General features: G+C 59.0%; 9 protein-coding genes and 1 pseudogene. 8 read left to right on the forward strand and 2 right to left on the reverse strand.

Translation table 11 applies throughout. The features are described 5' to 3' along the window. Positions 1-261 precede the first annotated feature (261 nt). Positions 262-552: a hypothetical protein gene (locus AC1U7K_RS09930; protein WP_480251057.1), complete on the reverse strand. Its 291-nt coding sequence runs from the start codon at positions 550-552 to the stop codon at positions 262-264. Between the two features lie 95 nt (positions 553-647). Between AC1U7K_RS09930 and AC1U7K_RS09935 the strand changes: the two genes are divergently transcribed. The 4 genes from AC1U7K_RS09935 to AC1U7K_RS09950 all read left to right on the forward strand — a co-directional run bounded on the left by AC1U7K_RS09935 (position 648) and on the right by AC1U7K_RS09950 (position 7,350). Further along, positions 648-1,016, forward strand: coding sequence for a DUF4359 domain-containing protein (locus AC1U7K_RS09935; protein ID WP_480251058.1), 369 nt, complete (start codon positions 648-650; stop codon positions 1,014-1,016). Positions 1,017-1,388: 372 nt separating this feature from the next. Further along, positions 1,389-6,017 (forward strand): LAGLIDADG family homing endonuclease, encoded by a 4,629-nt coding sequence (locus AC1U7K_RS09940; protein ID WP_480251059.1) that lies wholly within the window; start codon positions 1,389-1,391, stop codon positions 6,015-6,017. Between the two features lie 59 nt (positions 6,018-6,076). Continuing rightward, positions 6,077-6,517, forward strand: a complete 441-nt coding sequence (locus tag AC1U7K_RS09945) for a hypothetical protein (protein ID WP_480251060.1) — start codon at positions 6,077-6,079, stop codon at positions 6,515-6,517. Between the two features lie 185 nt (positions 6,518-6,702). Continuing rightward, the gene (locus AC1U7K_RS09950) at positions 6,703-7,350 is read left to right on the forward strand and encodes a hypothetical protein (RefSeq protein WP_480251061.1); all 648 of its coding nucleotides are present in this window, start codon (positions 6,703-6,705) and stop codon (positions 7,348-7,350) included. 68 nt (positions 7,351-7,418) lie between these two features. Here AC1U7K_RS09950 and AC1U7K_RS09955 read toward each other — a convergent pair. Continuing rightward, a pseudogene (locus AC1U7K_RS09955) lies at positions 7,419-7,646 on the reverse strand (cupin domain-containing protein); the annotation flags it as partial. 177 nt (positions 7,647-7,823) lie between these two features. On the opposite strand from AC1U7K_RS09955, the gene AC1U7K_RS09960 reads away from it, so the two are divergent. The 4 genes from AC1U7K_RS09960 to AC1U7K_RS09975 all read left to right on the forward strand — a co-directional run bounded on the left by AC1U7K_RS09960 (position 7,824) and on the right by AC1U7K_RS09975 (position 11,989). Next, complete coding sequence (locus tag AC1U7K_RS09960; protein ID WP_480251062.1) at positions 7,824-8,324, forward strand: alpha/beta hydrolase; 501 nt, start codon at positions 7,824-7,826, stop codon at positions 8,322-8,324. After that, positions 8,321-8,875 carry a hypothetical protein gene (locus tag AC1U7K_RS09965; protein ID WP_480251064.1) on the forward strand — a complete coding sequence of 185 codons (555 nt, stop codon included), beginning with the start codon at positions 8,321-8,323 and terminating at the stop codon, positions 8,873-8,875. The genes AC1U7K_RS09960 and AC1U7K_RS09965 overlap by 4 nt, the downstream gene beginning before the upstream one ends. Positions 8,876-8,983: 108 nt before the next feature. Further along, positions 8,984-10,633: a DUF4331 family protein gene (locus AC1U7K_RS09970; protein ID WP_480251066.1), complete on the forward strand. Its 1,650-nt coding sequence runs from the start codon at positions 8,984-8,986 to the stop codon at positions 10,631-10,633. A gap of 102 nt (positions 10,634-10,735) precedes the next feature. Beyond that, the gene (locus AC1U7K_RS09975; RefSeq protein WP_480251068.1) at positions 10,736-11,989 is read left to right on the forward strand and encodes a tetratricopeptide repeat protein; all 1,254 of its coding nucleotides are present in this window, start codon (positions 10,736-10,738) and stop codon (positions 11,987-11,989) included. The last annotated feature ends 65 nt before the right edge of the window (positions 11,990-12,054 follow it).

Genomic DNA, 12,054 nt, shown 5'->3' on the forward strand with positions numbered 1-12,054 from the left:
TCAAGCACGCCAAGGCGCGCTTCTTCCCTGCAAGGGCGCAGCGAGGCGCACGGCGTCACGGATAAGTGGCGCCACGTTTGTGCGCGCCGGCGAGATGGTGAGCCGGCCGTGTCTTGAGCCGAGGCGTACTGGTGCGTACGTTGAGGCATTGAGCGATGCGAGGTGCGCGAGGCGACGAATAAGTCGCCTCAAGCCTGCGCGCGGGCGCGAGATGGTGAGCGCCCCGTGTCTCGGAAGCTGGCGGGCTTGTTCCACATCCTGCTACTTCAGCCGCCGTTGCATCGCCAGCACGAACGCCATGAGCGTCGGGAGCGGGGCGAACAGGAACGGGACGATCCAGAGGGCGAGATTTTTCCCGCGGACCCGCGCTTGATCGAACATCCATACCGCGATCCAGATCATCAGTCCGACGTAATTGAGGAGAATCCAGCGCGTGGTGTGTATTTTCAATCCGCTGGCCTCGGTCGTGGGCGCAGCCAAGAAGAAGCTGCCGAGCAAGACGGTAAAGCCGACCAGCAATCCGATCACCAGCTTTTTACTCCAGACGTACATAACACCTCCTTTGATTTTGATATGGAATAAAATCTGAGCGACGCGGAAGATAGGCTGGCGGTTTGGCGCTTGTCAACGAAAGAGACGAAGCGACGATGAGCACGCGCGCGCTCCTCATTCTCGTGCTGATCCTCATGGTGCTGGTCGCGCTTGCCGCCACGAATCCCAGCACCGCCTCGTATAGCGCCTTCCTCGAAATCGCCTTCGAACGGGCGCTCGAACGGATGCACGAACCGGAGGCACGAGACCGAAAAATCATGCAGGAGCTGCTCGCGTCGCAAGGCAAGAAAATCCTCCCGACGCTGATCAGGTCGCACACCGTGCGGCACAATTATGGCCTCTTCAGCTTGTTCGAAACACGGGTCTTGCAAGTCGATGTGACGGTCGTCGGTGTCGCCGGTCAGTTCATCCCCCTCGACGATGAAGCAGAGCTGAGAAAGAAGCTCGGCCAGCTTGCGCTCTAGACCGGAAAATGTGCCAACTCCCTAAGGTGAACCTGTTGATAACTTCGCTGAAACTACGCCACTCGCCGCCTCAGATGCGGTGATTTCACTATCCACAGCCTTTCCCTCGTTATCCCCAGCAAACCACAAGATTTTGTGTTGACAAGGAGTCATCTTCTCCATATATTGCGCTTCACCTGGTCGCATCCACGGTTTCAACCTCTGGGTTCGACGGCGTACAGGTGCTGACACGTTCCTTATCTCCTTACAACCGTTTGCATATACAGCACAGCGTGTTTTCTCGACTCGGGCAGTTGACGCGCCGGAGGCGGCACGGTTTCCGGCGTGCAAGGTGGCATGTCATCTCATTCACTTACTTGAGGGAGGAATGTCGTGAGGATTGAACGCCGGTTCACGCGGAAAGGTCAGAGTCCTTATGAAGGGATCACGTTCGTGAAGCGGTCCTCGGAGATTAAAAATCCGGACGGCTCGACCGTCTTCAAGCTCGACAACATTGATGTGCCGGAACAGTGGTCCCAGCTTGCCATCGACATTCTGGCCCAAAAATATTTTCGAAAAGCCGGCATCCCTCAGACCGGGCCCGACGGGACACCACTCACGACCGCTGACGGCAAGCCCGTGCTCGGCGGCGAGCGCGATGCGCGTCAAGTCTTCCATCGCTTGGCGGGGTGCTGGACCCACTGGGGGAGGACGCACGGGTACTTCAATACCGAGGAGGACGCCCAGGCGTTTTACGACGAGCTGTGCCACATGCTCGCCCGCCAGATGGCGGCGCCGAACTCACCGCAGTGGTTCAATACGGGCCTGCACTTCGCCTACCACCTCTCGGGCCCGGCGCAAGGCCACTACTACGTCGATCCGAATACGCACGAGATGGTGAAAGCGACGAACGCCTTCGAGCACCCGCAACCCCACGCGTGTTTCATTCAGGCCGTCGACGACGACCTCGTGAACGAGGGCGGCATCATGGATCTGTGGACCCGGGAGGCGCGTTTGTTCAAGTACGGCTCCGGCACCGGCACGAATTTCTCGAAGCTGCGCGGCGAGCATGAGCCGCTCTCGGGCGGCGGGAAGTCATCGGGCTTGATGTCATTCTTGCGGATCGGGGATCGCGCGGCCGGCGCCATCAAATCGGGTGGGACGACGCGGCGCGCGGCGAAAATGGTCTGTCTCGATCTCGATCATCCCGACATCGAAGAGTTCATCGAGTGGAAGGTGATCGAGGAGCAGAAGGTGGCCGCGATGGTCACCGGCTCGAAGATGTGCGGGCAGCGGCTCAACGCGATTCTGAAGGCGTGCCACGTGCCGGACGGGAACGGGAACACCAAGCTCGACCTCGATCCGCAGAGCAATCCGGCGCTCAAGAAAGCGATCCGGGAGGCGAGGCAGTCGGCCGTGCCCGAAGCGTACATCCAACGCATGTTTTCGTATGCGCGCGAAGGCTTCACCCATTTCGTCTTCCATGAATACGACACGAATTGGGACGGCAAGGCGTATCAGACCGTGTCGGGCCAAAACTCTAACAACAGCGTGCGGATTCCCAACGCGTTCTTTGAGGCATTGGAGAAGGACGGCGACTGGCCGTTGACGCGCCGCGTGGACGGCAAGGTCGTCAAAACGGTCAAGGCGCGCGAGCTGTGGGACAAGATCGCCTGGGCGGCGTGGATTTGCGCCGATCCGGGCACGCAGTATGACACGACGATCAATGAGTGGCACACGTGTCCGGAGGACGGCCGCATCAACGCGTCGAATCCCTGCGTCACGGGCGAGACGCTGATCGCGACGGCACACGGCTGGCAGCGCATCGACGAGTTGGTCGGCAAAACGGCTCGCGTGATCGGCGCCGACGGCCAGCCGCATCTCGTCACGAAGATATTTCCGACCGGCCGCAAACAGGTGTTCGTGCTCACCACGCAAGCCGGGTACCGGCTTCGTCTGACCGCCGATCACAAGGTGCTGACGGTGGACCGCGGTGACGTGCCGGCCGAGCAGCTCACGACTGAGGATCACGTCTATCTGGAAGGCGCACGCTTCGGCCGTGCTGCAATTCCGGCGCAGGCCGCGCTCGCCATCGGCATCGCGATGGGTGACCGCTGCTTTACGCGCACGATCCATCGAGAAGGTCAGGACGACATCGTGATGCTCGTCATGCCGGTGAAGGAAGCGAACGTGCTGTCGTTGGTGGCCGAAGCGGTGAACGCCGAGCGCGGCGCCTTGATGGCGGTGGGCGCGGGCGGCTCCGTCGCAGTGAGCGAGGGCCATCGCGTGACGCGCGGCGTAACGACGGCGCGCTTGTCGATCGAGGCGCGGCCGGTCATCGACCTGTTCCATCGGCTGATGGTGTTCGACGAAGGGTTGGAGCACAAGCGCTTCGCATCGATCGTCTATGAACTCGACCGACCGACCATGGCCGCGCTGCTGCGCGGGCTTTTCACCGCCGACGGCAAGGTCGTCAATGACGAGATCGTGCTCACCTCCTGCTCGCGCGAGCTGCTGCACCAGGTGCAGCTCCTGCTTCTCTCGTTCGGGATCAAGAGCAGCCTGATCAAGGATCGGCACGGTGAAGGCTCGATCCTCATCGAAGAAGGCGTCGCGCAGGCCGTCTCAACAGATGACATCTATACGTTGCGGATCGGCCGCACCTCCCGCGTCCGCTTCGAACGCGAAATCGGCTTCCATGCGGACAGCCACCAGGCGGCCGACCTCGCGCAGCTTAATGCGGAGATCGGCTGTCAGCAGGACGACCTCACGGATACAGTCGCCTCGATCGAAGCCGACGGCGAAGAGGCCGTGTACGACCTGACGGAGCATGTGACGCATCACTTCGTCGCCGGCGGCCTCGTCGTCCACAACTGCTCGGAATACATGTTTCTGGATGATACCGCGTGCAACCTCGCCTCGCTCAATCTCGGGCAGTTCTATACGCCGGACGGGCAATTTGCACTGGAAGACTTCCGGCATGCGGTTCGGCTGTGGACGATCGTGCTCGAGATCAGCGTGCTCATGGCTTCGTTCCCCAGCCGCGCGATCGCGCAGAAGAGCTTTATCTTCCGCACGCTCGGCCTTGGTTATGCGAATCTCGGCACGATCTTGATGCGCCTCGGCATTCCATACGATTCACCGAAGGCGTTAGCGATCTGTGGCGCGCTGACGGCGATCATGACCGGGGAGTCGTACGCGACGTCAGCCGAAATGTCGGCCGAGCTCGGACCGTTCGAAGGGTATCTCCGGAATCGCGATCACATGCTGCGAGTCATCCGCAATCACCGACGAGCAGCCTACAACTCTGCGGCGAATGAATATGAAGGCCTTACGATCAAGCCCAAAGGCATTCAAGCCGAGCATTGCCCGCCTGACCTGCTGCTGGCGGCCCGGCGCGCGTGGGACCGCGCGCTCGAACTGGGGATGGCCTACGGCTACCGGAACGCGCAGGTGACGGTCATCGCGCCGACCGGCACGATCGGGCTCGTGATGGATTGCGACACCACCGGCATCGAGCCGGACTTCGCGCTGGTGAAGTTTAAGAAGCTCGCCGGCGGCGGCTACTTCAAGATCATCAATCAAAGCCTGCCGCCGGCGCTCCGGACCTTGGGCTATACCGAGAGCCAGATTCACGACATCGTGCTCTACTGCACGGGGCGCCGGACGCTGAAAGGCGCGCCGTTCATTAATCACGAAAGTTTGCAGGCGAAAGGGTTTGATGCGGCGGCGTTGGAGCGGCTGGAAGCGGCGCTCGGGCAGGCGTTCGAGGTGCCGTTCGCGTTCAACAAGTGGACGCTCGGGGAGGAGTTCTGCCGCGAGAAGCTCGGGTTTACCGACGTGCAGTTAAATGATCCGACGTTCAGTGTGCTGAAGGCCCTCGGGTTCACGCAAGAAGAAATCGTTGCCGCCAACGATTACTGCTGCGGGACCATGACGGTGGAAGGCGCGCCGCATCTGAAGGCCGAGCATCTGCCCGTGTTCGATTGCGCGAACCGCTGCGGCCGGACGGGTAAACGGTTCATCCCGGTCGACGCGCACATCCATATGATGGCGGCGGCCCAGCCGTTCATCAGCGGCGCGATCAGTAAGACCATCAACATGCCGGCCGATGCAACCGTGGAAGACGTGAAGGCCGCCTATCTCTTGTCGTGGCACAGCATGGTGAAGGCGGTCGCGCTGTATCGTGACGGCTCGAAGCTCAGCCAACCGCTCAATGCGGCCAGCGACACCGGCGAGCTGGTGGAGGCGATTGAAAATCATGACGTCGCGCAGGCGGCCGAGAAGATCACCGAGCGGATCATGGTGCGCTACCTCGGCAAGCGGCGATCGCTTCCCACGCGGCGGGCCGGGTACACGCAGAAGGCGATTATCGGGGGACACAAGATTTACATCCGCACCGGGGAATATTCCGACGGCACGCTCGGCGAAATCTTCCTCGACATGCACAAGGAGGGTGCGGCGTTCCGGAGCTTGATGAACTGCTTCGCGATCGCCATCTCCCTCGGCTTGCAGCACGGGGTGCCGTTGGAAGAATTCGTCGATGCCTTCGTGTTTACGCGCTTCGAGCCGAACGGGCCTGTAAAGATGAATGATCGGATCAAGATGTCCACGTCGATCATCGACTACATCTTTCGGGAATTGGCGATCACCTATCTCGGCCGGCACGACCTGGCGCAGGTACAGGAAGAAGACCTGCGGATGGATTCGGTCAAGAAGGACGATCAGGACCCCGAGTGCATCGACAGCGAGCCGGCCGATCCGCAAGCCCTCGCCACGCAGTCGATCAGCACCGAGCTGTTTCCCGCCCGCCGGTCCCACGGCCTGAAGAACGGCAACGGCAGCGTCCACAAGGTCGAGGTCAAGCGCGAGACGCTGACGTATACGGCGACGGCGATCCAGGCCGCGCGGCTCAAAGGGTACGAAGGCGATCCCTGCACCGAGTGCAAGCAGTTCACCCTCGTCAGAAACGGCACGTGCCTGAAATGCGAGACGTGTGGCGCAACGAGCGGGTGCTCGTAAACAGTACGACGGCAACGAGACGTAGAAAGCCGGCGAGAACTTTCATACAGAGAGACGCCATGCTGAAGACCGCTACGGTGATTCTCGACCACGTCCAGACGATGCGGCAGATCGGGAAGCAACCGATTCACGATCTCGTCGTGCGGTCGGTCCCGCGTCTCTGGCAGCCTCATCTCAAGTGCAGCATCGCGATCAATCCAGGTTCGGAGCAGAACATGTGGGCCGGCAGGCCGGACGTCTATCCCGATGTCATCGGATGGATATGGCGAAACGGCCGAAGGGAATTGCTCTGGATCGCGGCCGTCGAAACGGAAGACACGATCACGCTCGCCAAGGCACGATCACAATGGAAACGGTACGCCGCCCTCGGCGTACCGTTCTACCTCATCGTCCCTCTCGGCTTCCGCGACCTCACCGCGATGGTAGCGGCGCGAGAGGGGGTGAAGGTGAATCGGATATACAAATATTCGCTCTGTGAAGGAAGAATATTGTTAGTTTGATGTGGACGACTCTCTCATCATCATCATGTTAAATAGGATAATTATGTTTATTCTCCTCACAATGAATCGTCACCACCATTCCAGGTTCGGACGAGTTTGTTTCACTTTCTAATTATCTGACTTTACAGGCCTTCAATAGGACAGGTTTAGCCGTACTCCGCCGAGCTTGAAAAATGTACAGGGTAATGTCTTTTCTTGAATCTCAAATGCTGTGGGGGTTCATAAGCTTGGTACTGGCTCCCATTGCATTTAGCGATAATTTAATTGCTTCGTGGATATGTCTAGTGTTGGCCTGGGGAGTTGGCGTTGTTGGTGTTTATCGGGTAACTCTTCACCGCCCTCACCGGTTGATTTATACGGCAGTTGGTGCAGTTGTAATCGGCGCGGCATTGCACTTTGTGGCTGGATGGTTTGATGTCCCAAAAGCTACGACACAAACATCAGCGGCAAATCAACGTCCCGATGTTCTTCTCTTAGCAATCGATGATCAGTTACGCCTCCACAATAGAGGAATTTCTGATTTGTATTTGTGGGGAAATAAGGTTGACGGCAGCGTTTCGATAGAATCAGTGGCTCGCGGAATTCCGGTGGGCGCGTACTATTACTTTTTAACGGACAGACTGAAAGCGTTCATGCTTAAGGAGCTCGGAAACGATGGGGAAAAACTGATTCCGTTTTCAATCTACTTAGCGGACGCGCAAGGAAAACGATACACAGCTGAGTTCTTTCTTCTCGTAAAGATGCAGCGAGGACAAATGGAGATCCACACACAACAATTGGGAGTGAAGAATGAGGGATGGGTCGGGGACGTTGTCCTCCGTGCCTCGAGATAAGCGCGATGCGGCGGGTCGCTCGATCCTCCTTTTATACGACAGAAGATTCCCGGAATATAGACCATTTCTCAGCCGAGATATTGCTCGTCGCTGACCTTTTCTATCCACTCTACCACCTTGCCGTGGACCTGTTCCTGAATAGCGATGTGAGTCATACTCCTCGGTGTCGTGGCGCCGTACCAGTGCTTCTCACGTGGCGGACACCAGAGGACATCATCCAGCCGAATTTCATGTGTGAGGCTGCCCTCGCTTTGTACCCACCCACAGCCTGCCGTGGTGATTAACCGAGTAGCGAGTGAGGGGCTGTCTCGGTTAACCCATCTGACCTGTTTCCGTTGTGTAACGTAAGTAGAGCGCTCAGGGCCGACGACTACATGCGGCGGTCGCGCCGCTGATAGCACTTCTCCGCAATCTCGATTATCAGCAACACGCATACGATCGAACCGGAATTCGGTTTACTTCACCAAAGACCAATGTGCGAGCAGAAAGGCTGGCTGCTGAAGGCCCACCGTAGTCTCTCCGTCGTGGCGGCTCTCGTCGTCCTCTTTGTATGCGGTGAACGAGGCGACGCTCAAGACGACACATTTCAGGCCGGATTGTCCCTCTTCGAGCAGCACTATCGGTCTCTTCTTCAATCTGGGACGCTGAAGGAAGGAAACGAACCGCGGCTGCTCCATCACGACCGGCGAACCAAGGACGTCGTTGTCCTGATCCATGGGATTGCTGATTCTCCGCACTACATGCTCGCCGTCGGCCAGTATTTCCACCGGGCCGGCGCCACAGTGGTCTTACCGCTGTTGCCGGGCCACGGGCTGAAAGAACCAGGCAACGCCTTTCAAAATCAACAGTTGGCCGATGCCTGGGCCCGAGAGGTCGATAAGGCGGTGGAGGTGGCCGCCTTGCTCGGTGACCGTGTGTCGATCGGCGGTCTCTCAACCGGCGCCACGCTCAGTCTCTATACTATAAGGCCATGAAGGATCCTGGCAGCATTCGCGGCGCCTTGTTTCTGTTTTCCGCCTCCTTGGCGCTCGAGCCAAAGGCAGAGGCGCTGGTCCGAACACGACTCGTGGGCAATAAGATCACCTCATGGCTGGACGAAGCTGAACTGGCCAGGCTCGGCTGCCGCGAGTATCCGGGAATCGGCCCCGATCCGTACAGCTATCCGATCTTTCCCAAATCGGGGGCGGCGCAACTCGGGACAATTTTAAATGAGCTCGATCGACTCCCGAAGGAAGGTCTCGAGATCCCGATGTGGGTCGCGCATGCGCAGCATGATGACGTGGTGAAGTTGGAGGGCGTGCTGCGGTTGTTTCAGCAAGGACGAGGGAATCGAGAGCTGCTCGTGGTGGCGAGTCCAGAAGTGGGACATTTCAATCTCGTGTTCGAGGACGACGTTCGTCCGGATCCCGACGCCCCGATTCCCGCATGCGTCAGCGGTGCGGAGTCCGCCATGCTTGTCCGAAATCCGATGTTTGCCGGCATGATGACGAGCGCGCTCCACTTCTTTCTGACCACGCTTCCTTAGCGGGGCCGCTCGTGGACAGTCGGGTGTAGGTCTACTTCTACGAAAGGCACGATGATGATCCATCTACGTCGACTTGTGGTGGGGATTGTGTCGCTAATGTGTCTGTGCATGACCGTCGTGTTCGCGGCCGATCATAACGATCCGAACGCAGTGAACTCCATATTTAGTGACATCGAAGTCAGTGCGGCGGATTTGTATGACATGTTTGGCTGGCCCGGCGATGACACCGTGGGAGGGGAGCGGGTCGTCATCGCCCTGACCTTTGCCTCTGTGCCCCGGACCGGCGTCTTTGATTCCGATGTGCTGTACCGGATCAATGTTCGTCCGGCGCCACGGCCGGGACCCAGTCATGAAGGGGAAGGCTCCTTACAGACGATCCTCGATTACGCGGACGGGATTAAAGAGAAATATTTCAAGCACGGCGCGTCCGAAGTGAAGGTGGCCTTCAATAAGCAGAATGAGGCGCGACTCGAGTTCAGCGGGTTTGCCGGGTCCGACTTTGCAGAAGTCGTCAAGACGAACACCGTGGCGACCATCCGCTCGCCGCAGGGACACGCGATCAAGGTATTTATCGGGGGACGGGACGACGCCTTCTTTAACGACTTGCCGGGCTTCTTTCGCTCAATCAATTACGCACCGCAGTTTTATCATGTGCCCCATACGATGACCGATACGCGGGAATTGCCGATTCCAAAGACGCTCTTGGAGTTGGAAGGCAACACGCTGTTTAATTTTAATCCGCAAAATCCCAAGCACGGCTATGGCGTGAAGATGGATCTGCCTGCCGGCCCGTTAGGCTGGCAAGGGAATCGGTTTCTGCGGGATGCGGACGGGAATTTTCGGTTCGTCTATAGCGGCCGTGACGCGCAGGCCGGCAAGAACGTCAACGCGATTGTGTTGGAAGTCCCCATGGAGTTTCTGACGAAGGTTCCCACCAAGGACAGGATTATCAACGTGTGGGGGGAGAGTTGGGTCTTAAAGGCCGCTAGAAAGGTAGAAACGATACCCGACCGTCGGTTCCGCTCGTTCATCGGTACGGTCGTGGAGCATGTGGGCCTCGTTCTCTCTTCCGTGCTTCCGGTGGGATGTGCGCCTCAGAAAGGCGCGGCGGGGGATTCGAAGTCCGGCTTTGCCATGAACCTCGACGACTATAAACATGTCGACACGTCCGGTGTGCCGTTTCTGGACGCCGCGTTAAGCGAACGCGAGGATGCTCGACAAGTCTCCAACAATCTCAAGCTGGTTCCGCACTTTGTCGCACGGTTCGGTCACCTCGGCTGGGGCTTCGGACCATCGATTACGGCGCTCGGGCTCGAAACCTGCTTCGATCACGATCATTCGCCGGTCTCCGTCCACAAGACGTATACGCTCGCCGCGGAAGCGTTCCCACGGGTGAAGAAGTGTCTGTTCCAGCGTGTCCATATGCCGGACGAGAGCTGGAAAAAGAATCGATCCGACCTCAAGGAGAAAAAGACGTTCGAAATTTTCATCCCCAACGTCAATGCGATCGACATGGACACCACGGGGACGTGGCCGTTCGGGCGGCGATTGGAAGATCAGGTGGCGACACGGTTCCTGTCGATCTTCCTTGATATGGAAGAGGGCTGCGGGGGCAAGCGGTGCCACGCCGAAACTCTTCAGGACCAATCCCTCTGGGACCATGCCCCGATCACACCGAAGACCCCGCCGAATCCGATTAAGAACGATAAACCGTTTCTGGACGAATTCCCGTACCTGGCCGAACCGTGGCCGTTGTAGACGGTAAGAGCCATGCGGCGAGCGGGAGCGGCACTTTTCGTTGTGGGCCAAACACTCGGCGCGACACAAGCAGACAGTCGACTGAGAGTACGGGCCTCACTGATGACGGTCGCCGTGCTCGGCTTCCTTGTACTCGCTGCCATCACGGGAGTGGGTCTGCGTGGTGCGTTTGAGGTAAAACCGAGCGACTATGACGCTGAGCGGCAGCAGGTTCAGGCAAAACTTACGAGGTTAGAACAAGCGGGCGAAGGGGCACGTTTTCGGGATCTCCGCTCCGCCATCGAATACCTCGCGCTCCGTGAGCGGCACGCGATGCTCACCGGCACCGATGACGACGTGACGCGGCTGCAAGAAGCAATCGCACGCGCGTTGGCTGAATTTGGACCAGCGGACGGCCTTCTACTGTTCCGCGCGTCGCTCGAATGCAAGCTGCATCGGGTCGACGCCGCGCGGGACAGCCTTGAGTCTATCACCGAACCGGGATACCGAGATGCGGTTCACACATTAGCAGCGGACATTGCGGTTCAGGAGGGCCGTTACGATGACGCGGCGCGGGCCTATCAATCGCTCCTCGCCTCGACGCCGACGTGGGATCGAGAAGCGCGCCTCGCGCATCTGCGCCTTCTCGCGGGCGACGTGAACGCCGCAGAACGCTTGTATCACTCGGCACAAGAGAAGCTGACGGCGAAAGAGATGCGGCAGTATGCGTGGCTGGAGCTGCAGCTTGGGCTTCTGCACCTCAATCATGGACGCCTTCAAGAGGCCCAGCAGCATTATGAGAAGGCCGACCGAGCCTATTCGGGCTTCTGGCTGATTCATGAACATATGGCGGAACTGCTCGGCGTCCAGGGTCGGTTTGATGACGCGAGCGCGCTCTTCCGGCGCGTGGTCGATCGAGTGCCGAAGCCGGAGTTGTATCACGAGCTCGGCGATCTCTATCTATTTCGCGGCAAGGTATCGGAGGCGTCCTTCTGGCATGCCAAGGCGCTGGCCGGCTATGTGGATGCTGTGCGGCGAGGGCAGGTGCATTACTATCACCATCTGGCGACCTTCTACGCCGATGTGCGGCAGGACGGCCGGGAAGCGCTGAAATGGGCGCAAAAAGATATGGCGCTTCGGCCCAATGTCAGCGCCCGTGATGCCCTCGCCTGGGCCTTGTATCGCGACGGGCAATTCGATCGGGCGGTGAAGGAAATGGAAGCGGCGCTCGGCACGGGAATACAGGACGCGCATCTCTTCTTTCACGCCGGCATGATCTACTTGGCGGCTCAGCATCCCGAGAAGGGGAAGCACTGGTTGAAGCGTGCGGCCGAACTCAACCCGTATGTTGGCTCGTTTCATGTCCATCGCAGCTGAATATCCCAAGGGTAGGGTCTCCTCCGGCTCGACTGTATCCCGGGTCTATGGGGGAACGTGTCGTT

This window comes from Nitrospira sp. Vd2 (genome assembly GCF_979581665.1).

Excerpts from the sequence above, each read along its gene's own strand:
- AC1U7K_RS09950 (WP_480251061.1), top strand. The coding sequence starts at position 6,703 with ATGTCTTTTCTTGAATCTCAAATGCTGTGGGGGTTCATAAGCTTGGTA.
- AC1U7K_RS09930 (WP_480251057.1), bottom strand. The coding sequence starts at position 552 with ATGTACGTCTGGAGTAAAAAGCTGGTGATCGGATTGCTGGTCGGCTTT.
- AC1U7K_RS09945 (WP_480251060.1), top strand. The coding sequence starts at position 6,077 with ATGCTGAAGACCGCTACGGTGATTCTCGACCACGTCCAGACGATGCGG.
- AC1U7K_RS09935 (WP_480251058.1), top strand. The coding sequence starts at position 648 with ATGAGCACGCGCGCGCTCCTCATTCTCGTGCTGATCCTCATGGTGCTG.
- AC1U7K_RS09975 (WP_480251068.1), top strand. The coding sequence starts at position 10,736 with ATGACGGTCGCCGTGCTCGGCTTCCTTGTACTCGCTGCCATCACGGGA.
- AC1U7K_RS09965 (WP_480251064.1), top strand. The coding sequence starts at position 8,321 with ATGAAGGATCCTGGCAGCATTCGCGGCGCCTTGTTTCTGTTTTCCGCC.
- AC1U7K_RS09960 (WP_480251062.1), top strand. The coding sequence starts at position 7,824 with ATGTGCGAGCAGAAAGGCTGGCTGCTGAAGGCCCACCGTAGTCTCTCC.
- AC1U7K_RS09970 (WP_480251066.1), top strand. The coding sequence starts at position 8,984 with ATGACCGTCGTGTTCGCGGCCGATCATAACGATCCGAACGCAGTGAAC.